Here is a 25,906-nt window from a genome sequence, read left to right on the forward strand (position 1 = left end):
TGAGAAGGTTGGCTGAACATAGTAAGCTAATCCGGGTGTCTACCGTTAAAAAGAACACGTATGATTGTACGTTGCTGAGTGCTATTGAACGTTGCTTCAATAGAATTAGGGTGGTATTCGCGGTTAACCCCGTCCCTTACTTGGGACGGGGTTTTTTGTATGCCTTTTATACATTTAGTATAGGAGGAATGTACATGCAAGTCGAAGTGAAAAAAGAAACAACTGTAGAAAGAGAGACAAGGATTCGTCGATTGTGGGAACAAGAAGGAACGTTCCAAGCGTCTGTGGCGAACCGTTCTAGCAATAAGCCTTTTGTTTTTTATGAAGGTCCGCCAACTGCGAATGGTTTACCACACGTAGGTCACGCATTTGGCAGAACAATTAAAGATGTTGTGGCTCGATATAAAACGATGCAAGGTTATTTGGTTGAACGTAAAGCTGGCTGGGATACACATGGTTTGCCTGTAGAGTTAGGCGTGGAAAAAAAGCTAGGTATCTCTGGCAAGCAAGAGATTGAGAATTATGGTGTTGAACAATTTATTCAAGAGTGTAAGGGCAGTGTCTTTACTTATGAGAAAAAATGGCGCTCCTTTACGGAACAGCTTGGCTATTGGATTGACATGGATGACCCGTATTTAACGCTAAGTAATGATTATATTGAGTCCGTTTGGAATATTTTAAGTCACGTGCACAAGAAAAAGCTTTTATATAAAGGGCACCGAGTTTCACCATATTGCCCTAGCTGTCAAACATCATTAAGCTCTCATGAGGTTGCACAGGGCTATAAGGATGTAAAGGATTTGTCTGTCACAGCAATGTTTAAGCTAAAGGATAAAGATGAATATTTTCTAGGCTGGACAACGACTCCATGGACATTACCCGCCAATGTTGCATTAGCTATGAATCCTAAGCTTATGTATGTTCGAGTGAAGCAGCACAATAAAGTCTATATCGTAGCAAAATCGCTAGTGCATAAAGTTTTTACTGATTCAGTTGAAGTGTTAAGTGAACATGAGGGGCACGAGTTTGAAGGTGTGTCGTACACCCCACCATTTTCTTATGTCGAAGTGAATAAGGGGCACGTCGTTGTATTAGCGGATTATGTCACAGAGCATAGTGGAACTGGTATCGTCCATATCGCACCTGCGTACGGAGAGGACGATTATAAAACGGTACAGCAAAATGAGCTGTCGTTTGTGAATGTTGTTGATTTAAAGGGTTGCTATACAGAAGAGGTTGCAGAGCTTGCCGGTAAATTTGTGAAGGATTGTGATGTCGATATTATAAAAATGCTTGCGAAAAAGGAGCTATTGTTTGATAAGGAAAAATATGAGCATAGTTACCCTCATTGCTGGCGTTGTGATTCACCATTGCTTTATTACGCAACTGACAGCTGGTTTATTAATATGTCTTCATTCAAAGATAAACTTTTACAAAATAATGAACAAGTTACATGGTATCCTGATCACATTAAACACGGTAGATTTGGCAATTTCTTAGAAAACTTAGTGGACTGGAATATTAGCCGTAATCGCTATTGGGGTACACCGCTAAATGTGTGGGTTTGTCAGGATTGTGGTCATGAAGAGGCGCCAAATAGTATGGCATCTTTAAAAGAATTAGCGAAAGGCACTTTACAAGGCATCGAGCTTCACAAGCCGTATATTGACAAGGTTGTGTGTACTTGTCCGAAATGTAGTGGTGACATGGAACGTACACCAGAAGTGATGGATGTATGGTTTGATAGTGGATCCATGCCATTTGCGCAGCATCATTATCCTTTTGGAGACCTTACTACTTTTCACAATCAATTCCCTGCTGATGTTGTCATCGAAGGCATCGACCAAACACGAGGCTTTTTCTATAGTTTATTAGCGGTTTCGACTTTATTTACAGGGAAGGCACCTTATAAAAATGTCCTTTCCTTAGGGCATGTTTTAGATGAGCATGGGCAGAAAATGTCGAAAAGTAAAGGGAATGCATTAGAGCCAGTTGAACTAATAGAACAGTACGGAGCAGATGCTTTAAGATGGGCATTCTTAGTGGACAGTTCTCCTTGGAATCCTAAACGCTTTTCTAAGAAGATTGTGATGGATGCGAAATCAAAGTTAATTGATACACTAGATAATACGTTCAAATTTTATCAATTATATGCGGAAATAGATGGCTTCTCGTACGATGCTGAAAAGACAGGTAAACGTACAAAGCTAGATCATTGGATACTTTCCCGGTTACATCATACAATTCAGCTTGTGACAAAATCAATGGATGACTATCAATTTACACAGGCAACACGTGAAATCGGCAAGCTTGTGGAAGAACTAAGTAACTGGTATATCCGTCGCTCACGAGCAAGATTTTGGGCAAATGGGCTGACAGAGGATAAACGAGGTGCCTATAGTACACTGTATGAGCTACTAACGACAATTTGTCAATTACTAGCACCATTCACACCATTTATTGCGGAAGATTTATATCGACAATTAGCAGGAAAAAGTGTTCATTTACAAAACTACCCAACATACAATGAATCGCTCGTTAATGCTAAGCTTGAAAAAGAGATGGCGAATATTTTAACAGTCGTTGAGCTTGGCCGTAGCATCCGTAATAGTCAAGGAATCAAGGTAAAACAGCCGTTAATTGAAATCATTGTTTCTGTAGATGGCGAGTTAACAAATTATCAACCATATAGCGAGCTCGTGAAGGATGAATTAAATATTAAAGAATGCGTTTGGACAAATGATTTTTCAGCTTACGAAACGGTTCAATATAAGCTTAATTTTAAAACAGCAGGTGCAGCATTTGGAGCTAGAGTGAACAAAGTAAAGGATTATGTAGTGAATTTAAATGACGAGGAAAAAAATATATTACAGCGAACGGGTTCAATAGCTTTATCGATCGATGGGGAACAGGTAACATTGTTAAAATCCCACGTGTTAACCGAATCCATTGTAAAGGACCAGTATATGTTAGCAGAAGATGCTTCATGCCGAGTTCTTATCAATGTTCATCTGACATCTAGCTTACTTGAGGAAGGGCAAATAAGGGAATTAATTCGCACAATTCAAGATACACGCAAACAATGGAAACTGCCTGTTGAGCAATATGTATCGATTTCGATTACTGGAAGTGCTAAAGCAATAACCATCATCCAGCAGCACGAAGCGGTATTAAAGGCAAATGTGTTATTAAAGGATATTCATTATGTGAGTGACCATCATAGTGAACAATATATGGAGACAGAAGTGTTTGATGAAAAAGTTACTGTTTATTTTAAGCTATAAAATTTTTTAATGCTCTGGTCGACAAGAGATCAAGTAAGCCCAGACACTGCTGCGGTACCCGTATTTTACAATGCACACAATCTGAAATAGGCTATTTTTAAGCTGAACTAATTTTGATATTAGTTCAGCTTTTTTGTGTTTAAAGATATAGTTTGAGTTATATAAAAGTATAATATTCTGTAAATATTCTAACAAATTGTGTAGCGAGGAATAAATAAATGGAAAAACTCCTTTTTAAAAAAAATTGACTATAATGAAGTGTAAATTAGCCTTATTCAACTAAATCGACCGTAGATGGATGTTCATGTTGTTTCTTTTTTTTACTTACTATACAGCCTATACAACCAACAATAAATATAAGGATTGCAATGATTTCAAGTGGCACGAATAAAGTCAGAAATCCTAATCCTGCAAATCCGTCTTTTTTTATGTCTGCATAAATGAATGAACCAGCAACTGTGAATATAGGCGTAAAAAATATCGCTAAGTACATGCCCCATATCACAAAATTTAGTGACCAAGAACGTTTAAAAGTAAGAACGAAGCCATTATAAAAAAATTATAAGCACCGCGGCTAATGAAGTTATAATTTCAACCACGCTCCTTTTATTTTCTATCTTAAAAAACTACTTTTAATTTTAACATAAATATCCAATTCGAAATCATCTCTAGACTTTATCATAGACGAACAATCCGTCTTTTTTACAAAGCTACACTAGAGAATATGGGAATTAAACAAAAATAGAGCGAGTAAACGCTCTATAATCCCACTATGTATTCAGTGATTACTTTTTTCTTTCAAGTTCTTCAATCCGTTTTTCTAACTTTTTAATCTTAGCATCAGCTGAGACAGCAAAGGTGAATGATAAACAAGCAAAAGAAAAAGCCATAAGTGCAAAAGAGTTCATATAAATACCTCCGAATAAAAATAAAGAAATACTGTTTTACTTTACGTATAAAAATGGAAAAGGTTTCAAACAGTCCATGGCGAATGAAAAAGTAAAAGCTGCAGCGTCGTTACATGCTACAGTAAATGAATGAACACTTTAAAGAAATTAATAAATAAAGTACTTATCGAATCATATTTAAACTAACGCAAGTTTGTTAGAGGAGGGAAAAGTTGGATTTATATCGAAATATTATGTAATAAGATAGATTGGAGTGCCTACAATGATTAAATTCTTTAAATATAACTGGCAAGTAAGAGATGAATGGTTTGATTGGTGCAATCAACTGACAATTGAAGAGTTGTTAAAAGACCGTAGGGGTGGGGTAGGAAATATTTTATATACACTTTTTCACATAATTGATGTGGAATATAGTTGGATTCGTGGTATTCAAGGGAAAGAAGATGTAGCATTTCAATTTGTTAATTATAATACACTTGAAAAGGTTAAATCTCTTTCAGCTAAATCACGAAATGAAATAGCTGAATTTTTAGCAACAAATTTAGGGAGTTTAAAAGAAAAGCTAGTCAGTGTTTCTTGGGATGAAGATACATATACTGTTGATGAGATATTACACCATATCATTACGCACGAAATACACCACATGGGCCAACTTTCTGTGTGGGCGAGAGAATTAGAATTAAGCCCTGTACCAGCTAACTTTATTGGAAGAGAGTTAATGAGGAGGACTATTAATGAAAAGGAATGAAAAAACATATTTAAGTATAGAAGAGATTATTTCAATACCAACCTTATCCGATACAAACATAAGTGATGATGGTAAAAACGTAGCATTTGTCAAGAAGATGGCTAACTGGAAAGACAATATTTATAGGAATCATGTATGGGTATATGAAAAAGATAAGGGGCAGTGTTCCCCATTAACAACTAGGGATATGGATAGTTCAAACCCTTTATGGTCTCCAGATTCTAGAGCTATCGCATACCTTAGTCCAGTTGATGATGGGCATAATAAGAAAAACCAGATCTTTGTTAAGTCTAAAGATGATTATAGGGGTGTTCAAATTACTGATGAGAAAGAAGGGGTCAGTAAATTCAAATGGGAGCCTACTGGTAAGGGTTTATATTATGTTGCACCATCAAAAGAATCTAAGGCGATAATGAAACGTAAGGAACTATATGGAGATTTCCATCAGATAGGTAAGGAATACCAGAAAAATTGTTTATATTATATTGAAATAGAAAAAGTGATACAAAATGATAAAGATGAACACGAAAATATCGTTGTTAATCAACTAACTGATGGTAAGGATTTTCATGTTCATGAATTTGATATTTCAAATGATGGGAAAAAGGTTGTATTGATGGCTACACCAAGTCCAAATATGGAAGATTATAATAATGGCGTTCTATACATACTAGACAGTAAAGCTAGGAAACTACAAAAGATAACGATAGATAAGTTGTTGGCAGGGAATGTTTGCTTTTCTCCTGATGATAGCAAAATATGTTACTCAGCAAGCATAAGAGAGAAGGATTATTATAAGACCCATATACAAGATAGTACGCTAGAAATATACGATATGAATAATGGAGAGCTAATTCAACCTTTAACAGATTTTGATAGTACGGTTATGCCATTACAGTGGACAGCTAAAGGAATATTAATTAGATGGCAGAATAAAACTAATTATCTTATTGGGTTGTTATCTGAGAATGGCTCTGTGGAAATGTTAAGCGATAAAGTAGATAGCTTTATTATGGATGCTTCTATAACACGGGATGGAAATCATCTATCCTATAATAAGGCTATAACAAATGAAACCTTTGAAATTTATTTAGACGATAAAAAAATAACAAGTGAAAATAGCTTTTTCAAAGGAAAGCTTAAAAGTAATAGGGAAATAATCTCATGGCAAAGTAGTGATGGTCTTGAAATAGAGGGAGTTTTATCAACCCCAGTCGACTTTGACGCGAATAAAAAATATCCCTTATTAGTGGTAGTCCATGGTGGTCCAGCCTGGGCATCATTTCCAATATTTTCGAACTGTTTTAATGAGAAATATCCTATTGAACAGTTTATCGAAAAAGGCTTTATCGTTTTAGAACCAAATTATAGAGGAAGTTCTGGTTATGGTAATGAATTTTTAAAAGCAAATTATAGAAAACTAGGGATTGTTAACTACGATGATGTTATATCTGGAGTGGATAAACTAGTTGACAAAGGGATGGCAGATAAAGATAGAGTAGGGGTTATGGGCTGGAGCAACGGGGGATATGTAGCAGCTTTCTGTTCTACATTTAGTAGTAGATTTAAAGCTGTTTCTGTTGGAGGCGGAATAACGAATTGGAGAACCCAATATGTAAATACTGATATACCTTACTTCACAAGGACGTATTTAGGAAATGATCCATGGAATGATCCAGAGGTATATACTAAAACATCACCAATGACATATATTAAATCGGCCTGTACTCCTACTTTAATTCAACATGGCGAACAAGATGCAAGAGTACCAATTCCCAATGCATATGAGCTATATCAAGGATTAAAGGATATGGAGGTTGCTACAGAATTAATTATTTTTAAAGGAATGGCATATAGTTCTGACCAGCCAGGAATTAATGTGGCAATTATGAAGCAGAATTTGATGTGGTTTTCCCACTATATTCTTGGAGGAAGTATGAAAGATTTTACGGTTTTATGATGCATAAAGGATATCCTCACAGGATGCGAAAGAACAAATGGTTCTCATTGATTTTTAAGATGATTAAAAAATTTTTTACATAAATAGGGGGATTAAAATGGAGATTCGTTCAGTTACAGGTTCAGACTACTATGCAATTTCACCGCTAATCAATGAGTGGTGGGGTGGCAGGAATATGTCGGATAAGTTACCAAAACTATTCTTCGACCATTTTACACAAACGAGTTTCATTGCAGAAAAGGATGGTAAACTTGTAGGCTTTCTAATAGGATTTCTTTCTCAAACTCATTCAAATGAGGCGTATATTCATTTTGTTGGAGTGCATCCTGAGTACAGAAAGCATCATATTGGACAACAATTATACAATAAATTTTTTTATGTTGTAAAACAAAATAATCGAAGTATTGTTCGATGTATAACGTCACCTGTCAACAAGGCTTCGATTGCCTATCATACGAAGATGGGTTTTGAAATGGAAGGTGGAGATAGAATTGTTGATGGTCTATCAGTAAATTCCGAATATGACGGACCAAATCAAGACAGAGTTTTATTTATAAAAAAATTAGATTAAATGCTATAGCATTTTGGGTGAAAGCTAGTAGAATGGGAAGATAAATTAGAGATTAGTTTGATAAAATGCAGAAAATTCCGGTTATTGTTGAAAGAAAGTAAGAAGAGAAGGTGTACTATGAACACGAATAATCGGAAAATAAGATTAGCGTTGCTCTTACAAAAGCAAAAAGAGAAAGAAAGAAATGATGAATTACAGATGCAATTAGATTGGATGTTGGAGCCGTTTTCAACTAAAGAAAGTATTATGCTGATAGATTTTGAGGAAAAGGCGAAAATGAAAACTGAATTTATTGCGAGCATCCCAATAATTGAATGGGTAAGTCTAGATTTAGAGAAAATGAATAACAAATTCGTGATACATAATGTTAATAGCGATAAGGTTACATCGTTTTTAAACGGTGAAGAACTTTACACCGAGAATCCAGTTTATCTTTTCTTACAAGACGACCTACCACCTTATAGTACATTACCTTGGCTAAAGATGCCACTATCCAAGGTTATTGAAAATATAATTCATTTAGCAGCAGAAGATGCCTATCAACAGTATGTATTTTGCCCATCACCTAAATTTGTAATAGAGTTCGTTGAACCTGACTTAATAACCATTGCTTGGTAACAAGGGTTCTTGATAGAAACGTTTTACTAACGGCGTAGGTTAGTGTAATAATGATAGTAATCACCAGAAAGAATGGAGTGAATGACGATAGATGTAGGTCAATATTTACATAATGCTTTTCCAGGGCTTACTTTGGCACCTAGTCTTTATCATCAATGGAGTATTGGAATTCACTTTGAATTAGGGACAGGGATTTATCAGCTTAAAGATGATGGTAGTCTGAATAACGAAAGGTTTGACTGCGTTTACAGTCAAGCATTGTCCATTTTCAACGAACTTTTTTCTGATTTGGATGAAATTTTTCTAGTTACGAATGTTTATCTGCACAGGTCTAATACAATTAAGAAAAATCGAATAAAGATTTATGATCGCTATGTAAAAAATAAAAACTTAAAATGCCATTTAAGACAAGAAACTTTACCGTATGTATTTGATGCTGATGAAGTTGACAATTATTATACATGTCGATTTTCCCTAAAGTGCCGCAAACAAGATTTGAAATTTCCATTGCTTATTAAAGCAGCGTGTAATGAGGATTTCCCCTTAAAACCTAGGTTTGATAAAAAATGGGGGCCAGGTTCAAACTATCCAGATGTGTTTTTTATAAATATGACTAAAAATGTGATCTTTTTTATTTATGATGATAGAGGATGCGAGGTCATCGCAACTAATAAAGAAACTATATTCCCTTTATATAAAAAATACGGAGATTGGATTGATGAATACTCACGAGAAGAAATTATTAAACGTTTTAAATAAGAGTTTCATTACGTAATTTTAACAACCTCTATAATCACTTGTTTTTGGAAAGAAGTGGTACATATGTACTCCAGGAATACTTCGCTTTTAAAACTGCTCTACTCCGTTAGTTAAATTTACAGATACTATAAATCCTATATCTTTAAACAAAAATAAAAGCTGAACTCTATCGAAATTAGTTCAGCTCATTGTATTTAGGATCGGGAAATAGAAGAGCCTTACTCAACAGGATCCTGAGCGTTTTTATGACATTGATTACAGTAAACCACTAACAAGGTAAAGAGCGGTTCCCCAAATAAAAATCGCTGAGCATTTATTAAAAATATTCATAAGCTTACCAGAGCTATCCAGTTTTTTTAAGGATGCTCCAGCAATGATAAGACCGAAAAACCATGACCAAGAAATCAAAACACATGCTGCAGTGAACAACATTTGCTCCGTCCCACTATATTTTAAAGCACTCGTCCCGATAACACCTATTGTATCTAAAATAGCATGTGGATTTAAGAGAGAGACCGAAACTGCAAATAAAATTTGTTTCTTTACAGGAAGTGCTTCGTTATTATCGGTAGATGCAGGATTTGAGCGCCAAATTGTATAGCCCATATAGAGTAAGAAAAGTATCCCTACACTCATCAAGGTGATACGCAACCACTCAAATTGCAGCACAATTATAGATAAACCAAATACCGCAAGTAGTATTAGAAGCGTATCACAAATTGAGGCAGTGATGCTTGCGGGTAAGGCACGAACTAGATGGGGCTGTGTTGCACCTTGGGAAAAGACAAAGACATTTTGTACGCCAAGGGGCAAAATAAGTCCAAATGCTAAAATCATTCCATGTAAAAATGCTTCCAATGAAATACCTCCTTTCACTAAACATTTTAAATATGTTATAACTAAAAGAAAACGACCAATTGGATGGTTTTTAAGCCATCCAATTTCGAAAGTTTGAGGTGATACGGATGAGCTGGCAACCAAGTAGAGAGGGAGACATGACATTACAGCAGCAAATTATTCAGTGGATTACTGAACATATTGAACGAGGGGATTGGGTGGCAGGAACAAAGCTACCGACACAAAGACAGCTAGCGATGCAGTTTGGGGTAAACCGTAGTACTGTTCAACAGGCGTTAGAAGAGTTAAAAGCGGTAGGAATATTGGAATCGAAAGTAGGTTCAGGTATTTATGTGGCACAAAATTCCTGGGATTCATTAATTGTACAAACACAACCAAATTGGCAAAAGTACATAGACACAAGTCTCCATAAGCCTAATTATCTTACTATTCAATTAATCAATGAATACGAGCAGCGCGAAGATATCATTCGATTGGGCACTGGGGAGCTAGCACCTAGTTTATTGCCCACCACTGAAATTGAAGCTTCTTTGAAAGAGCTCTCTTTGCAGCCGAAAGCGTTAGGCTATTCATCACCACAAGGTAGCGATAAACTTCGAGAAGCGATTTGCGAATATGTGAAAAAAAGAGGGATTCATGCAAAGCCGCAAAATGTTTGTATTGTATCTGGTGCACTTCAAGCATTGCAGTTGATTGCTGTTGGACTACTTGAACAGGGTTCTATCGTATTCCAGGAACAGACGTCTTATTTAAATTCAGTCCATCCTTTCCAGTCTGTAGGTATGCAAATGCTGTCTATCGATCGTGATGAACAGCTCGCACAAACGTTAGCCCAAAAGAAAAGAAAAAGGCAGGCCGTATTTTATGCTGTTCCCACTTTAAACAATCCGACTGGTGGAGTATGGACAGCGTTTGAAAAAAGGCAACTATATCAAGCGTGTAAAGAATCTCGTATTCCTATTATAGAGGATGACGTCTATCATGAATTGCTTTTTGAAGCCGCAACGCCTCCAATTAAATCAATGGATGAAAGCGGGCAAGTCCTTTATATTGGCAGTGTTTCGAAAACATTAAGCCCCGGACTTCGTATTGGCTGGTTAATTGGGCCAACTACAGTAATTGAGCGATTAGCAGATATAAAAATGCAAACAGATTACGGATCAAGCGCCATCTCACAGGAAATTGTGCTGCATTGGTTGCAATCAGGGAAGTATGAAAAGCATATTAAGAGTTTGCGGAAAGAATTAATACGGAGGGCCAATTTTGTTGAGGGTATATTACAAGAAAAATTTTGGGAAATTGCTAGTTGGGATAAGCCGAAAGGTGGCTTTTATATTTGGCTAAAGTTTCATGAGCCAATCGTTGATAAAGAGTTATTCACCAAGCTATTGCATCGACAAGTTCTCATTAATCCTGGCTATATTTACGATCCGCAAGATACTCAGCATATTCGATTATCATATGTCTATGGAACAGAAGTAGAGTTGGAAAAAGGCTTAAATATCTTATTTGAAATTGCAAGCAAGAAAAAATGAGATTTTAGGTAGATTCTAAAGAAGCCGGTTTTTGAATTTCCTGCGACAAAAACCACACTCATCTTACGGCTATGAAAGATAAATGCTGTGGACAAGAGAGTGATTCATGGCATGGGTCATTGTCGTTCCCGATGAAAAAATAATGCTATTTTGAGCAAGGCATTAAATGGGTAGGTGGATGGATGAACGAAAAATGGCTGGTTATTAGAACATTAATTAATTTAATTGTAGATTTGGCGGAAGATAAATTTGACAAAGTTAGCTTAACTTTGAAATAACTACAGAAAAAGGTGGGAGAATATTAAAAGTTTAGCAAATCCCTAATAAAAAAACTGACAACATTAGTTGTCAGTAAAAAGAATGATATTACCTACCTTTATGTTTATTTTTAGACTTTTGAACTTTGATATTCCGAATATATTCTTTGCGTTCTTCTTTAAGTCGTTTACTGGTAATAGATTTTTCTTTTTTTCTAAGTGCCAGCTCTGCTTTTATCGCTTCCTCGGCCTTAGAGGTGATACTTGGATTTCTTAGTTCTTTTGCAACTTTTCTTTGAAGCCTTTTAGGGTTGATTTTCTTCATTTTAATTTGTTGGATTGGTATTCCATCATGCTTATCATTATTTTTGATAAAATCCAACAAATTTTTATTTACAAAATCAAAGACTTCTTGATCTTTAGGTTCATTCCCAAAAGTATACTTGTATGCTTTGTATTTGTTTTCGGAAATGGTTTCTATTAGCCCTATATAAAATTGGCCATCATAAAAAATGGTTAGTTTCATAGTAGGTCCCTCCTCATAGTAAAATCGAATGATGGACATCCCGAGGAGGGGAAGGTTACTGACATCATATTAAGGATGCATCCGGACTACCAACCGAATCGTGTTTTTTCATTCAAATAGTATTATAAACGATTTGTTATTATTTGTAATGGAAAATTTATGATTCCGCCATAAATTATTAATTGATCTTGGTGGCTCTTTTCAGACGTAACCTTTTGTGAAAAGAATAAAAATTCAAGTGAAGAATTGGGCATGAACCAGGAATTAATTTATCAAGCTATTTCGTCGACAAGTCTCATAAATCCCGTGTATATTTTAATGCTTAACTTTTATTAAATTGTATTTAAATAATAGTGTCATTCCGATATTCAGCAAAAAATGTACAAGGAAAGGTACATTTGTTTGACAATAGATCCATCCGAAAATTAAACTTGGAACGGTTATATTTATTAACATTATAGGTTTTTTGAAGTATTGAATATGCATCCCAATGAACAAAAAAGTTGTAATGATAATGGCAGTCCAATGGTGTTCTAGAAATACAAGTAGTAAATTTTGAATAATTCCCCTAAACAAAACTTCTTCAAATAACGCGCCTATAAACATAAAGGCACTAATACTTAACAACGAATAGTCTTGATAGCCTTTGTTTGTTTCGTCTATGTATTTCGAGGGAAATAAACAATGTTAAAATTACCCCAAACAGAAGTAGACCAAGTGAAGCGAGAACTACGCTCATTGCCATGGTGAATGGCTGATTGAATGAAAGGAAATGCTGTATTGTGAATACATCATAAACTATTAAAGCGAAAATGATAGTTACACAAACGAATGTAAAAGAAGAAAATACAAAAATAGCGTCTTTCGGGCTAAAATCCTTCTGTTTTTTAATTTGTCTTTTTTTATATTTTTCCTTCTTTCTGGAATCTTAAAGAATAAAGAGATATTTTACCATAATATTTTTACGAAAAATGCAATTGCTACTACTTTTTCGACAAATTATTTTATTTGAGAAAAAATCGAGGTTAGTAAAGGAAATCATGTAATCATTTATATTCATTTAGTGAAGTTAGCGTGCATGGGGTTAATTACATTAGGGGAAATACTTAATGTTTGAACTTGTAAGATATATCAAAATGTAATAATGGCTTAGCGTAGTTTCTTTAATAATGAGTTTTTATTGTGCTTCTTTCCAGTTGCGATTATGAAAATGGCACAACTAAAAACTCACTGTCCTATATGTGTAGCGGAAGATCTCTTTTCTAGGAGTGGTTATGATGAGTTAATTGTATCAATAAAAGGTCTTCCGTTGTTGTCGTTTTATCCCTTTACACTTTCTTTTTTAATTGTCTATTAATGCTCACTAATAAGCTCATAATAATAGAAAGTAAAGTAACTATAATTAGCCCAATAGACATTAGTATACCATCAATATATTCAAGGAATCCTACTGCACCTAAAGCAAAAAAGCTGACGACACTTAAAAATAAAGTAAGGAAAAAAACTTGTAAATAATGCATGTTATCCACCTCCTATTTTTTAGATATGGAACGTATTTTCTTTAACTTCTTGTGTTGTAAAAGCGAAGCGTCAGCTACAGAAGTCTACCGCTCCTATAGGTGGTGGGATAAATGCGGGTTTATACGTGTGTAATTTAAACTTATCAACTTTCTTAACTTTCATTGAAGCTACTTCTCCGCAATTCGTACAAATAGTCAAAATTAGTGTGAACTCGAAAAATGGACCATCTCGAGCTTAATGGGTTTTACATTTGCCATAGATCCGCGTCATTCAACTTGTGCGAAGGTATCACTACCACTAACGTATCATTTTCCATGTTAGTATCTTAATATGTAATATATGTAAATTTTATCATAAAAATAGCCGCCGTGTCATCATACGCTACAGCAACTAAATGAAAGAGGTATTAAATCAAAAAAGAGCGACTAAAACTGCGCTCTAAAATTTAATTTATTAATTTGGTCAACTATCTTTTAATTTGTTGAATATACAGTGGCGAAAATAAAGACAGCCTTTAGTAAAGCAGGAATAGATATTGCATGCATCGGTACAACTACACAATTTTAACTTTTTTATGCTATGAATACTTTATTTATCTAGGAAATTAAAATAACGGTGGGATAGCAAACTGCAATGACGTTTGGGGCGATGCATAATACTAAGCTATCCCGAAATAAATATATGTAAAATAATTCGATAACATTCCAACTGTAAATATAGTTAAAAAAGGATCATAAAATAAGATGGGTTAAGTTAAGCATTTTAAGGAGGCGTCAGGCTAAAACCGTTATACATAGTAGCGATTACTTTGAAAAGCACCTTTACTTAAGGAAGTGATGTTTTACAAAGGAATTTTAAATGAAAAAGCGAATATATAGTGTAAAATCGTAAAGGTGGTTGGTCATTATGGTATCGAAATATCGCTCTAATACATATATTCCGGAAATGGTGAAGGCATGTAAAATGTTAGCCCAAAGACATGATTTCGAGCATTCTTGCTCAGATGAGGCAGGAAGATTGCTGTCAGTGCTTGTTGGTCAAATCACACATGGGACAATCCTTGAAGTCGGGACTGGCTTTGGGGTAAGCAGTGCTTGGATTCTTTCTACCATTGCACCAAATGTTCAATTTGTCTCAGTTGATCATGCAAAGGAAAAAATCGATGCAACTGCTCAAACACTTCGTCAAAAGCAGGCAGAATTTTTAGTAGGTGACTGGAAAGAAGTGATTGCGAAAGGTCCTTTTCAATTTATTTTTGCTGATGCAGCAGCTGCTAAAACGATTGAAGGCGTGCAACTATTGGAGGCATTAGTAGTTGGAGGCATGTTAGTGATGGACGATTTTACACCAGAAGAACATTTCCCAGCAGAATGGAGAGGGAAGCCTGATAAGGTTAGGGACTTTTGGTTAAATCATAAGGAAATAAGAGCTACCGAAATCTATTTGACACCAACATCCTCTGCTATCCTTGCAACAAAGCAGAAAGGGAAAGAATAATCCAAGTAAAAAATCCATACATATTTACATAACGATTTCTTTATGAAGAGGTGAATCATTGGAGAACATGCCAGAGGGCTATTCTTATGTTCCGCAGCCTATTCGGAAAGACGGGGCAGGGTGGATTGATAAAGGACCGAGAGATTTTATGAGGGATCTGGAAAATCCTAATATGCTTGTCCCTCCAAAAACAGATGCTGGACTTGTACCAAATTTAAAATTCTCTTTTTCTGATACGCATATGGTTTTAAAACATGGCGGATGGTCTCGAGAAATTACTGTTCGTGATTTGCCAATCGCCACTACATTGGCAGGTGTTAATATGAGTTTGACACCAGGTGGAGTACGTGAACTGCATTGGCATCAGCAAGCAGAATGGTCGTATATGCTTCTTGGTCATGCACGCATTACAGCAGTCGATCAAAATGGGCGTAATTTCATTGCTGATGTAGGACCGGGAGATTTATGGTATTTCCCACCTGGAATTCCGCATTCCATACAAGGTCTTGATGATGGCTGTGAATTTCTACTGGTGTTTGATGATGGACATTTTTCAGATCTTAGTACATTTTCAATATCTGATTGGTTTGCTCATACTCCTAAAGATGTACTGTCCTCTAACTTTGGTGCTCCTTTGAGTGCTTTTAATCATATTCCAAAAGAACAGATCTATATTTATCAAGATAAGGTTCCAGGACCTCTAGACACACAAAAAGTACAATCCCCATACGGTACAGTCCCTCAAACCTTCAAGCATCGCCTGCTTGCCCAAACTCCTATTAAAACTCCTGGTGGTAGCGTTAGAATTGTGGATTCAACAAACTTTCCTATTTCAAAAAATATCGCAGCAGCGCTTGTCGAGATTAAGCCTGGTGCAATGAGAGAGCTGCATTGGCACCCGAATAATGACGAATGGCAATATTACCTTCAAGGTCAAGGGCGTATGACAGTGTTTGCTGCAAATGGTGTGGCTCGAACATTCGATTATCGTGCAGGAGATGTAGGGTACGTGCCGTTTGCAAATGGTCATTACATTGAGAATACTGGCACAGAGACATTATGGTTCCTTGAAATATTTAAAAGTGATAGATTTCAGGATGTTTCGTTAAATCAATGGATGGCCCTTACTACCTCTGAGCTAGTCCAAAGCAATTTAAAGATTGGTCCTGAACTTCTTAACGTATTAAGAAAGGAAAAATGGCCAGTTGTATAAATAGCATATCCAAGGGGAGCATTTAGAAATGCAGGTAGGAAAGATCAAAGACCTTTCCTACCTGTATTTTTTTAATATTGATATTTATTTCTAGTTGCAAGTAGTATACCGATAGCTGGAACGGTACAAATAAGCATTGCTGCAAATGATAGTCCAGGTGAAATCTCGTATAAATAGCCGCCTAAAAATGTAAGGATCGCTGTACTTAATCCCATTGCTAATGCAGAGTAGAGGCCTTGTGCATTTGGAATTTGTTCCTTCGGCAATGTTTTTGTTAAATAGCCGATAAAAGCGAAATGTGCGAGAGCGAAAGAAAATGCATGCAATGTTTGAGAAGCGATAAATACCCAGACATTCGGGAATAAGTAAATAAGTAACCAACGTAATGATGAACCACTTGCTGCTAAAAGTAATAAAGAAGATGAGCTCCATTTTTTAAATAATGTATCAGCCTTCATAAAGTATAAGATTTCGCATATAACGGCGATGTTAATAATCATCCCCATATAGAATGGATCAACATGTAAATCCCCTAAATATATATAACCATAGCTGTAATAAGAAGCATGTGCACCTTGCAACAGAATAACGACTAATAAAACAATAGGGAAGCCTTTAATAGAACATAATGTTTTCATCGACAATGATTTTGCACGTTGTTCTTTCGTTGGTACAACGAGTAACTCTTTTGGTGTAGCCATTTGTTGCATCAACAGCATACCAATCAGGCCGACCACCATACTCCAGAAGATAATGTCATTGCCAAATGCACCTGTCAGCATACTAATGATTAACACTGCAATGACAAAGCCAATGGAACCATAGGAACGGCTTTTGCCATAGTGTACATTTCCATGCTGTACGAGCGTTGCCGCACTACTTTCAACGGCAGGTAGCAGTGCTGGATAGAAAACGCTAAATAAAAGGGTAACAATAAGAAGCGAGAGAAGGCTCGTGCTTAGTATGTAAAATAAAGTTGTGATTAGGGCACCTATTGCAAGAATGCTAATGAGTCGTTTATTATTGACATATTTTGCAAGCGTCGGGAAGAAAAATAGATTTGATGTTGCTCGAGCTAAAAGACCACAGCCCATTACGACGCTAGCCTGTGAAACAGTAAGATGTTTGGCATCTACAAGCCAACCAGTCCAGTAAGGTAAGAAAATACCCCATGTAAAGAAAAATGCAAAGAAATTTTGAGAAAGCCATCGTTGATTGTTCATAAATTTTTTTGTACCTCCAATTTAACTATGTTGAATAATAGCACGTTCATCGTTACAATAATGTGAGATATCTCACATTTCGGAGGAGAGAGTAAAATAATGCATATACTGACAGCTGAAGAACGTTCTTATTATCTTGATAAATATCCAATAGATGATTTTTTTTCTTTTGAAATTGATCCATTTCTCGAAATATGTAAGTTTGACAAAGGTGAATGGATTTTTCAAGAAGGGTCATTTCCAAATACGCTATACTACATGATCGAAGGAAAGGCAAAGCTATACATGACACACAAAAATGGCAAGGTCTCGCTTATCGATTACTTGGAGGCACCACGTTTTATGGGGGAAATTGAGTTGCTTAATGAGGCAAGATATACGAAGGGGATTCAGACAGTAACCGAGACGATTTGTTTTTCGATTACACAGTCCTGCAAAGAAAAGTTACTCACGGATGTACTATTTTTGCGTAAACTTTGTGTGTTTTTAGGGGAAAAGGCGTTCAAAATGACGTCAAAATATACACAAAATCAAGCATTTCCACTTGAAAATCGACTGGCTGCATTTATTCAATTTTCGTCAGATCAAGGAGTTTATAAAGAAAAGCATACTGAAATCTGTGAATATTTAGGGGTTTCCTATCGACATTTATTATATGTACTTGCGCAATTTTGCGAAGAAAAAATTTTAGAGAAGAAAAAGAATGGCTATCACATTTTGAATGAAGAGCGTCTTGCCGAATTGGCACAGGAAATACAATAAAGAAAGGATACAGTTACGAAGGTTATAAACAATAAATAAATGAACAGTCCAAGTTTATTTCATAGAATTGAGACTTCCACCCGTAAACGGCCAAGCTGGCTCCAGTGGGATTCTTGAATGATTTAATGTTCGCAGTCAATTTCTGTTTTAAACAGCCTTCAAGATTGGGGTATCCCATTACCCCTCCCTATCCAGTGTCTATAGAAGATAGGGCTACTACAATGACTATAGCGTATCGCTTTTTCGTTCGATTTGTTTTAGCGTCTTTGTCTTGACGACACATATAGTTTTACCAATCGCATGAATTAGGCGATGAACCTCATACTATATCTACTTTTCAATGAACGAGGATGTTTTAGAGACTTCTATACCAAAGAATGAGGTGCTTTTTGTATACCTAAAAATAGTGTCAAGAAACATAAATCCATTACAGTGTAACTTAAAGCCATCTGTTTGGAGCTGGTTTATCTAGCTGCGAAGTTCGAGTAGTTTTTAAAAAAGGTAATTGAATGTTCGATTTAATTTAGCTTTTATCTACCTGATTAAATTGTTACTTTGGCTTTAATAATCCCTTTAGTAAATAATATTGTTCAATGATGTTAAAATAATAGGTCGTTAAGTATCTATCAAAAATCGCTGAATGTTACTTTAAAAGAAGAACGTTCAGCGATTTTTGATTTATGTATCATCTCGACAATCATTGAAGAACTTATATTGAACGGATTACATTCATCTATTGACGATAGATACACTGTTTTAACTTTTACACTTAATATTGTCTTTTCATTTTCATACTTTGAACATATTCGTTTTTTCATGGAGGTCTTCAGCCATTTTAGAAATTGCCGAAGTAGATGCAGTAATTTCCTCCATAGAGGCTAACTGTTCTTCTGTTGCTGCTGAAATATTTTGTGTTCCTTCTGCAGAACTTTGGGCAATCCCACTGATTTGTTCCATGGATTTGGTCATTTGATGAGCTCCTACAACTATCTGTTGTACTGAAGATGATACTTCTTGAATTTGAACAGACACCTCATTAATGGCATGCTTAATCTTTTCAAAGGAACCACCTGCAATGTTTACATTGTTAATACCCGTTTCCACTTCATGCGTTGTAAACTGCATAGAATCTACCGCTTTATTCGTTTCCGTTTGAATTCCTATAATTAACTCAGAAATTCTCTGTGCAGATATAGAGGATTCTTCGGCCAATTTTCTCACTTCTTCCGAAACGACAGCAAAGCCTTTTCCGTGTTCTCCTGCTCTTGCTGCTTCAATAGCTGCATTTAACGCCAGTAGATTGGTTTGTGCTGCAATACCAGTTATAACTTCAACAATTTGTCCAATCTCAGCTGAGCGTTCACCTAAACCTCTAATTACCCCACCTAGACTATCAATAGAGGTTTGAATCGAGTTCATTTGTTGAACAGCGGTATTTATAATATCATTTCCATCCACTGAAAGTTGTTCTGCTTGAATAGCAGCATCCGAAACATTAGTAGAATTTCTAGCTATTGTTTGGACATCTTGTACAATATGATCCACAATATCTGATGTTTCTATAGTCGTTCTAACTTGATCATCCGAACCACTTGCCACCTCTAACGTAACAGACGCAATGTGTTCACTTGCCTCACTTGTTTGTTCCGCACTTGCTGCTAGCTCAACTGAGAATGCAGCCAACTGTTCTGAAGAGGTTTTTACCTGACCAATTAACTCTCGTAAATGAGCAATCATTTGGCTAAATGAAGACGTTAAGATACCTAGTTCATCCTTCGAATCATAGTCCACACTGAAATTCAGTTCCCCAGCTTCTGCTCGTTGAACAGCAAGTTTTAATTTTTCAATTGGGGAAATTAGATATTTTCGTACACCTATAAAACCTAACACAACAAATAAAATTCCTAATACAATTGAAATGATAAGAGAGGTTGTAATTCCTTGACTTGCTTTTGCTTTACTTTCTTGATTCAAATTACTTGTATTTTTTTTATTTAATTCTGTCAGCTTTATTCCTTTTGACGTAATATCGTCAAGTATAGGCTTGGCACTTGAATTAAAGAGGTTTGTTGCTTCTTCATTCTTATTAGCAACACTTAGTTGAAAGACTTGCTCCATGCTTTCTTTAAAACGTGGATATTGCTGAGTCAGTTCACTTATTATTTTTTTCTCACTTGGGTTCATATTGGCTGCTTTAAGAATTTCAAGATTCTTTTCATTTTCTTTAAAAGCAGTCGTTACTTCATCTTTAATTTGTGTCACAGTTGATTCATCAATAAAAAACATAGAACGATACATATTTGAAACAATAATCCAATTATTAAGTCTATAGTCAGACAGAACAATACTTGGTTCAAGTCGATCTTTAAAAATATTATCTGTATTATTCTGTAAAGTTTTCATAGTCATATATCCATTCACTTGGATAATACCAATTGTTAAAATGGATATAAACATCAATAGGACCAACTTTTTAAATATGGACAGATTGCGTAGCATGGTTAAAACTCTCCTTTTTGAATTCAGTAATTTGATGAATGGTAGACAATGAATCGTTCCCTATTAAGGGTACGACCAAACATGTTTTTAAATTACTACATGGCAACATGGAGGCTAACCATCTTGTTTGATCCTTTGTTTTCATTAAATTTATTCTCCTAGTCGTACACCTTTATTCTTATATATTTCCCTTACTTTTTATCTCCTTTCCTATAACACTAAAGTATTCTATGATACTATTCACGATATATTTCGACACGCTTCGACGTTTTTTGAACGAAATATCGATAAACTAAAACAATTGAGGAAATAGTCCTGAATTACTACCGAATTATGGTGGGCTCGGTACTATAAAATATTGATGGAATTAGCGAAAAAGTAGAGAGGACATCGACATTTGATAAGACTTCTCTCTTGGTGCGGTTTCGATATTAAAAAAATGGTCGGTTTTATCTTATTCGGTTTGAAGTCGTTGAATCCGGGTCAGTACATTCCAAAAGAATCGTTTATATACAAACTAGAGGACAGTTTAAAATACAGCGAGCACCCAGATTTCACCAGTTTTCTCGCTACTTTAATGAGTGAATCGTATGTATTTGAATGTCCTTGTGTTGAGGTAGGAAAGCAAGCGTACGCATCCAATTCATTAGATTGTAAGCAAGCAGACTCAACATCATGCGTACTTCGTTGACAAGGAAATCATGGCTTTTCATCTGATCAAAGCCAAAACCATTCTTAGCTTCTTTAATGAAATTTTTTATCGTGCCTCATTTTTGATAAGACTGCACAATGGCTTTTGGAGAGAAACTTTCGCTGAAATTGGTCACGAAGAACGTGTGCGAGAAGAATCATTCCCCAGCTGGGCGAACGGATTGAATGATGACTCTTCTCGGTTTGACCAAGACGCTGCCTGATAAATCGTTTCATCCACATACCGTTCTGACACAGAAACCTCAACGTATACACATTTCTTGAACGTAATTAGGCTTTCAGAAAATCACCTGTCAATCCGTCAAAAGCGACTAACGGATGGTAGCCGACTGTACGATATTGAGCATTATACGCCGTTTCCTCTTGTGACTATATGTATCAGCGTGAGTCGAATCTAGATCGATAATAAGTGTTTTCGATTGTCTGAAATGATGGACACGATCTAGTAGTGTTTGATTGGCCTGTTGTAATTGGTCGAGTGAAAACGCGAAATACTCGGTTGAGAAGCGAGAGCAGGAATGCCTAGTGCTCATGTAAATATCAGATCATAGGTAAGTTGGTCCGTTGCATTGTCTGTATAATAACAGCAATTAATTGATAAATTTTTTTGATGTAGTAAGTTATCATTTTGATGGAGGCAACTGAACGTTCATCCTTTAAGCGAAGATGCTTAGCGATTGTTTGAGAGAACCCTAATTTTTCTTCAAATTTACGAAATAAAAGTTCATCCGTGTCCGAAGAAAGAGTAAGGTCAATTGCGGTAAAGCTATTAGAAGAATCTTTTCTATTTGGTTTTGTTTCGACGCAATAACCTTGACATAAATGGATTCTTTTTTAATTTATTTAGTGAAAGATTGAATCCCTTTGAAAAGCTAATAAATACAGCTTTTCAAAGGGGATTTTTGTAGTATGGTGAATAATCTAGGTTAAAATAAATACCCAAAAGTGGTTATTCTATGAGTTTGAATGCAGAAAGAATCTTAAAAGAAGTCAGATAAATTCAATGAATCCAATCTTTGAATTTGATGAAGAAATGTTTTATTTATGGGGAAGACTACCTGGCTATTCTATTTTTATTTTTTCCAGTTTCACTTAAATTAGAAACTTCTAAAATTCCTTGGGGGAGCGAGGTTTAATAAGTTAATTTAAAACCATTAGATGTAGCATATTAATTTATGATTCTCTATATGGTTATTACGCCCCGTATGTTCTTTGTTTTTCTATTTCTCATGCAATTAGTTTTCTTGTATAGTTAGATATAATTTCAGAAGCAAGGAGTGAATTTTATGCTTCACCAGTAACAGGTCACTCACAAAACTTCAAGGGCAAGCTTTAACCTTTATGTACGGTAATACCTAGAAAAGAAGGGCGGAAAGACTGAAGCCTCAATCTTATGCTGAAGAAATAAAGAATATAATAAGGTTAATTCAGTCCTTGTCTTATTATATTCACTTTTCTTAATCAGCCATCGTGCAATCTCCTTTCCGCTATGGTAAAAGGAAGCCTCATTGACTCTTTGGTTTTGTATGGAGATATTTAAGGTTTCTTCCATAACGCCAAAAGGTATAACCCTTAAACATTGGTGCGTGTTCGGTGGAATCTTTTTGTGCTTTGCCTCAGTTTCGATATAAGCTGTAGTAGATTTTTGTGCATTTTGGATAGGACGAGTGAGTAATTCCCCTTGTTCCATTGTTGTGCTTGGTGAATAACAATTATCTTTCATTCAACATGCCCCCTTTGTCGTTAATGTTATTGTACAAGACATACGGTCGGAATAGTCTCAATTTACAAAGCTTTAACGAAAACTTAAAGGTTAGTCGTTAGATTTGTAAAATGTAACCGTATTCATGCCATTAACGAATAGAAATCATAGAAAACTTGTATAATTTCAAGGGAAAAACACGTACTCGAACTATTGTGAATTTTCCTAACAAAACGTATTATTGTAATTAGATTTAACGTGAAAAGTTTCACAGAGTCACGTAATCGTGAGGAGGAATTTTTAATGGGTGCAATTCGAGTAGGTATTGTAGGTTATGGAAATTTAGGGCGCGGAGTAGAGTATGCTATCTCGCAAAATCCAGATATGGAATTAGTAGCGGTATTTACACGTCGCGATCCTTCAACTGTAAACATCGCAAGTAATGCAAGTGTATATTTAGTAGATGATGCTGAAAAATTCCAAAATGACATTGATGTAATGATTTTATGTGGTGGCTCAGCTACAGATTTACCAGAGCAAGGACCACATTTCGCACAATGGTTTAATACAATTGATAGCTTTGATACACATGCGAAAATTCCTGAGTTTTTCGAGGCAGTCGATGCAGTAGCTCAAAAATCTGGAAAAGTATCAGTCATTTCAGTTGGCTGGGATCCGGGTTTATTCTCATTAAATCGTATTCTTGGGGAGACAGTTCTACCGGTGGGTACAACTTATACTTTCTGGGGAGATGGATTAAGTCAAGGACACTCAGATGCTATTCGTCGTATCGAAGGTGTTATCAATGCTGTACAATACACATTACCAATTAAAGAGGCTGTAGACCGTGTACGCAATGGTGAAAATCCTGAGCTGACAACGCGTGAAAAACATGCACGTGAATGCTGGGTTGTTCTTGAGGCAGGTGCAGATGCTGCAAAAGTAGAGCAAGAAATCGTGACGATGCCGAATTATTTTGATGAGTATGACACTACAGTAAACTTTATTTCTGAAGAGGAATTTAAAGCAAACCACACTGGCATGCCACACGGTGGATTCGTAATTCGTAGTGGTGAGAGCGGCGCTAACGACAAACAAATTCTTGAATTCTCATTAAAGCTTGAGAGTAATCCAAACTTCACGTCTAGTGTTCTAGTAGCTTTTGCACGTGCAGCTTATCGCTTAAACGAAGCAGGAGACAAAGGTGCAAAAACAGTATTCGATATCCCATTCGGTCTGTTATCATCAAAATCAGCTGCTGAATTACGTAAAGAACTTTTATAATAGTAAACTACCCGATTATCATATAGTTGATAATCGGGATTTTTCATTTCTAGCAAATCATTTATGTTAAATCACTATAAAGGGAAACTTAAAGTTTATAAAAAGCTGGAGATGTCAAAATATTAATGATTGCACAATAGCGAACATTGCGTAAAGTGAACTCATCAATCTAACAAATAATTAGGGGTTTGTTAATCAATTGTATATATTGTCAAAAAAACCTTTTTTTGATACAGTGTGTTATTCGTATTAATCTTAAATAGCAAGGTAGGAGAAGAAATTGAAAACTCAAGTGTCTAAGTATATACAAATAGGCTCTTTCAAACAATTCATTTCCATTTTTGGTGAAAATAACAATCTACCTCTTTTAGTTTATTTGCATGGTGGACCAGGTGATGCCGCATTACCATTGATGTATAAATATAACGTTGAACTTGGAAAAGCGTTTAATGTTGTAGTATGGGAACAAAGAGGGGCTGGAAAATCGTACTGTAAATTTTCTGAAGAGGACCAAATATCTATTGAAACTTATATAGAAGACCTTCACAGTTTAATTCTTTATTTGTTAGAAACGTTTAAACAAGAAAAAGTTTACCTTTTAGGGCACTCATGGGGAAGTGTCCTAGGCTTGATGTTCATTAAAAAATATCCGCAGCTAATACATAGTTATTATGGATGTGGTCAAGTAGTTAACATGAAAAAAGGATTGAAGTGTCAATATGATTTTGTTTTGAAAGAAAGTGAAGAACGAAATCAAAAAAAGATTGTTCAGCGATTGAAAACTATTGATCTTTCATTGACTCAAGAAGATTGGTTAAACGATTTATTATTTGTTACTAAATTAGTAGTTCGATACAAACATTCTTTATATGGAAAAAGCAATTACAGCCAATTGGTAAAGGATTTCATTTTTTCATCAAAGTACACATTTAAAGATTTAATTAATCGCGAAAAAGGGAGTCTAAAATCTATACAATATTTGTGGCAAGAGCTCATGGAAGTTGATTTTAGTGAATACAAGAGTTTCGATGTTCCTATTACGTTTTTTGAGGGGCGTCATGATCGGCATGTTTCATCTTCATTAGTAGAGGAATACTATCACACAATAAAAACTCCGAAAAAACTCATTTGGTTTGAAAACTCAAGTCATTTTCCCCAGTGGGAAGAGCCAAACAAGTTTAATCAGTCTTTGATAAGTATCAAAGAACAGAATTAGTTTACATTTACTATCCTTTAAACGGCGGTATAGCAAAGGTTTTCATATCTATGGAAAAACTCAATATGAATAAGAATCCATTTTGATCAATCTTCAAAATGGATTCGTTTTAAATTGAGGAGATAAATGGCCAAGTGCCATGGTTTAGTAACTAAAACTGAAGGTACTGATTGTAAATCTAGCAAAGAATCCTGAAGAAACACATTTCGTACTGGCGATAGGGTAAAATTGGGCTATTGTGGTAAAATAAAGGA

21 protein-coding genes, 1 pseudogene and 1 other annotated feature (1 of these 23 running past the window's edge) are annotated in these 25,906 nt (G+C 35.5%); of the genes and pseudogenes, 12 read left to right on the forward strand and 10 right to left on the reverse strand.

Features of this window, described 5'->3' with window-relative positions; all coding sequences use genetic code 11:
* Nucleotides 1-140, forward strand: a binding site (T-box leader) (it extends 100 nt beyond the left edge of the window).
* 54 nt (nt 141-194) lie between these two features.
* Entirely contained in the window at nt 195-3,284 is a 3,090-nt protein-coding gene (gene ileS, locus PVA17_RS02430; protein WP_274066775.1) for an isoleucine--tRNA ligase, read from the forward strand.
* Nucleotides 3,285-3,555: 271 nt separating this feature from the next.
* On the opposite strand, the gene PVA17_RS02435 is transcribed toward ileS, so the two are convergent.
* Both PVA17_RS02435 and PVA17_RS02440 read right to left on the reverse strand, forming a co-directional pair.
* A complete protein-coding gene (locus tag PVA17_RS02435; protein ID WP_274066776.1) occupies nt 3,556-3,777 on the reverse strand; it encodes a hypothetical protein in 222 nt (73 codons plus the stop codon).
* A 292-nt stretch (nt 3,778-4,069) separates the two neighbouring features.
* Nucleotides 4,070-4,192, reverse strand: coding sequence for a hypothetical protein (locus PVA17_RS02440; protein ID WP_274066777.1), 123 nt, complete (start codon nt 4,190-4,192; stop codon nt 4,070-4,072).
* Between the two features lie 262 nt (nt 4,193-4,454).
* Between PVA17_RS02440 and PVA17_RS02445 the strand changes: the two genes are divergently transcribed.
* From PVA17_RS02445 to PVA17_RS02465, 5 genes are all read left to right on the forward strand, one after another.
* Entirely contained in the window at nt 4,455-4,940 is a 486-nt protein-coding gene (locus PVA17_RS02445; RefSeq protein WP_274066778.1) for a DinB family protein, read from the forward strand.
* Nucleotides 4,927-6,900, forward strand: a complete 1,974-nt coding sequence (locus PVA17_RS02450) for a S9 family peptidase (RefSeq protein WP_274066779.1) — start codon at nt 4,927-4,929, stop codon at nt 6,898-6,900. Before PVA17_RS02445 ends, PVA17_RS02450 begins: the two co-directional genes overlap by 14 nt.
* A gap of 97 nt (nt 6,901-6,997) precedes the next feature.
* Nucleotides 6,998-7,471, forward strand: coding sequence for a GNAT family N-acetyltransferase (locus PVA17_RS02455; RefSeq protein WP_274066780.1), 474 nt, complete (start codon nt 6,998-7,000; stop codon nt 7,469-7,471).
* Nucleotides 7,472-7,588: 117 nt separating this feature from the next.
* Complete coding sequence (locus PVA17_RS02460; protein ID WP_274066781.1) at nt 7,589-8,089, forward strand: hypothetical protein; 501 nt, start codon at nt 7,589-7,591, stop codon at nt 8,087-8,089.
* Nucleotides 8,090-8,170: 81 nt separating this feature from the next.
* The gene (locus tag PVA17_RS02465) at nt 8,171-8,848 is read left to right on the forward strand and encodes a DUF3885 domain-containing protein (RefSeq protein ID WP_274066782.1); all 678 of its coding nucleotides are present in this window, start codon (nt 8,171-8,173) and stop codon (nt 8,846-8,848) included.
* Between the two features lie 255 nt (nt 8,849-9,103).
* Here the strand turns inward: PVA17_RS02465 and PVA17_RS02470 are convergent, their stop codons facing one another.
* Nucleotides 9,104-9,706, reverse strand: coding sequence for a LysE/ArgO family amino acid transporter (locus tag PVA17_RS02470; RefSeq protein WP_274066783.1), 603 nt, complete (start codon nt 9,704-9,706; stop codon nt 9,104-9,106).
* Between the two features lie 107 nt (nt 9,707-9,813).
* Here PVA17_RS02470 and PVA17_RS02475 point away from each other — a divergent pair, with 107 nt between their 5' ends.
* Complete coding sequence (locus PVA17_RS02475; RefSeq protein WP_274066784.1) at nt 9,814-11,241, forward strand: aminotransferase-like domain-containing protein; 1,428 nt, start codon at nt 9,814-9,816, stop codon at nt 11,239-11,241.
* 366 nt (nt 11,242-11,607) lie between these two features.
* Here the strand turns inward: PVA17_RS02475 and PVA17_RS02480 are convergent, their stop codons facing one another.
* The 3 genes from PVA17_RS02480 to PVA17_RS02490 all read right to left on the reverse strand — a co-directional run bounded on the left by PVA17_RS02480 (nt 11,608) and on the right by PVA17_RS02490 (nt 13,544).
* The gene (locus PVA17_RS02480) at nt 11,608-12,024 is read right to left on the reverse strand and encodes a YjdF family protein (protein WP_132360729.1); all 417 of its coding nucleotides are present in this window, start codon (nt 12,022-12,024) and stop codon (nt 11,608-11,610) included.
* A 315-nt stretch (nt 12,025-12,339) separates the two neighbouring features.
* Nucleotides 12,340-12,630: a CPBP family intramembrane glutamic endopeptidase gene (locus PVA17_RS02485; RefSeq protein ID WP_274066832.1), complete on the reverse strand. Its 291-nt coding sequence runs from the start codon at nt 12,628-12,630 to the stop codon at nt 12,340-12,342.
* Nucleotides 12,631-13,352: 722 nt separating this feature from the next.
* Nucleotides 13,353-13,544 carry a hypothetical protein gene (locus PVA17_RS02490; RefSeq protein ID WP_274066785.1) on the reverse strand — a complete coding sequence of 64 codons (192 nt, stop codon included), beginning with the start codon at nt 13,542-13,544 and terminating at the stop codon, nt 13,353-13,355.
* 907 nt (nt 13,545-14,451) lie between these two features.
* Here PVA17_RS02490 and PVA17_RS02495 point away from each other — a divergent pair.
* Both PVA17_RS02495 and PVA17_RS02500 read left to right on the forward strand, forming a co-directional pair.
* Nucleotides 14,452-15,042 (forward strand): O-methyltransferase, encoded by a 591-nt coding sequence (locus tag PVA17_RS02495; RefSeq protein ID WP_274066786.1) that lies wholly within the window; start codon nt 14,452-14,454, stop codon nt 15,040-15,042.
* 67 nt (nt 15,043-15,109) lie between these two features.
* A complete protein-coding gene (locus PVA17_RS02500; protein WP_274066833.1) occupies nt 15,110-16,255 on the forward strand; it encodes an oxalate decarboxylase family bicupin in 1,146 nt (381 codons plus the stop codon).
* 71 nt (nt 16,256-16,326) lie between these two features.
* On the opposite strand, the gene PVA17_RS02505 is transcribed toward PVA17_RS02500, so the two are convergent.
* Nucleotides 16,327-17,478: an MFS transporter gene (locus PVA17_RS02505; RefSeq protein WP_274066787.1), complete on the reverse strand. Its 1,152-nt coding sequence runs from the start codon at nt 17,476-17,478 to the stop codon at nt 16,327-16,329.
* A 99-nt stretch (nt 17,479-17,577) separates the two neighbouring features.
* Between PVA17_RS02505 and yeiL the strand changes: the two genes are divergently transcribed.
* A complete protein-coding gene (gene yeiL, locus PVA17_RS02510) occupies nt 17,578-18,240 on the forward strand; it encodes a transcriptional regulator YeiL (RefSeq protein WP_274066788.1) in 663 nt (220 codons plus the stop codon).
* A 789-nt stretch (nt 18,241-19,029) separates the two neighbouring features.
* Here yeiL and PVA17_RS02515 read toward each other — a convergent pair.
* The 3 genes and pseudogenes from PVA17_RS02515 to PVA17_RS02525 form a co-directional block, all read right to left on the reverse strand.
* On the reverse strand, nt 19,030-20,739 hold the full coding sequence (locus tag PVA17_RS02515) for a methyl-accepting chemotaxis protein (RefSeq protein WP_274066789.1): 1,710 nt from the start codon (nt 20,737-20,739) through the stop codon (nt 19,030-19,032).
* 454 nt (nt 20,740-21,193) lie between these two features.
* Nucleotides 21,194-22,131, reverse strand: a pseudogene (locus tag PVA17_RS02520) (transposase); the annotation flags it as partial.
* Nucleotides 22,132-22,789: 658 nt separating this feature from the next.
* The gene (locus PVA17_RS02525; protein WP_274066790.1) at nt 22,790-23,173 is read right to left on the reverse strand and encodes a hypothetical protein; all 384 of its coding nucleotides are present in this window, start codon (nt 23,171-23,173) and stop codon (nt 22,790-22,792) included.
* Nucleotides 23,174-23,455: 282 nt separating this feature from the next.
* Between PVA17_RS02525 and PVA17_RS02530 the strand changes: the two genes are divergently transcribed.
* On the forward strand, nt 23,456-24,436 hold the full coding sequence (locus PVA17_RS02530) for a diaminopimelate dehydrogenase (protein WP_274066791.1): 981 nt from the start codon (nt 23,456-23,458) through the stop codon (nt 24,434-24,436).
* A gap of 280 nt (nt 24,437-24,716) precedes the next feature.
* A complete protein-coding gene (locus PVA17_RS02535) occupies nt 24,717-25,652 on the forward strand; it encodes an alpha/beta fold hydrolase (RefSeq protein ID WP_274066792.1) in 936 nt (311 codons plus the stop codon).
* The last annotated feature ends 254 nt before the right edge of the window (nt 25,653-25,906 follow it).

The sequence above is a fragment of the Lysinibacillus sp. CNPSo 3705 genome, assembly GCF_028674935.1.
In the GTDB taxonomy this organism is placed as follows: domain Bacteria; phylum Bacillota; class Bacilli; order Bacillales_A; family Planococcaceae; genus Lysinibacillus.